General features: G+C 60.0%; 1 protein-coding gene. It reads right to left on the bottom strand.

Features of this window, described 5'->3' with window-relative positions; genetic code table 11:
* On the bottom strand, positions 1–280 hold a 280-nt coding region (locus QJT78_RS52515), incomplete at both ends, for a transposase (RefSeq protein WP_281460987.1).

Genomic DNA, 280 nt, shown 5'->3' with positions numbered 1-280 from the left:
CCAAGGGACGGCCCGACGGCTTTCGAACTCTTGAAGCGGGCGGGAACGTCGATCGTGCTGATAAAGGCCAGCGACGTGACGGGGCCGACACCAGGGATCGTCATCAACCGACGACAGACCTCGCTTTCCCGGGCAAGTAGAAGCACTTTGCGATGCAGTTGTGTGAACTGTTCGCGTAAAACGCGTCGGGCGACGAGAAGCGGTTCCATGAGTTCGGCCAGCTCCGGCTGACCGCCGACGAGTTCGTGGATACGTTGTTCAAAGCCGATCACCCCCACAA

Source organism: Bradyrhizobium sp. Mp27, from assembly GCF_029953005.1.
Taxonomy (GTDB): domain Bacteria; phylum Pseudomonadota; class Alphaproteobacteria; order Rhizobiales; family Xanthobacteraceae; genus Bradyrhizobium; species Bradyrhizobium barranii.
This window is presented reverse-complemented; position numbering and strand designations above follow the sequence as displayed.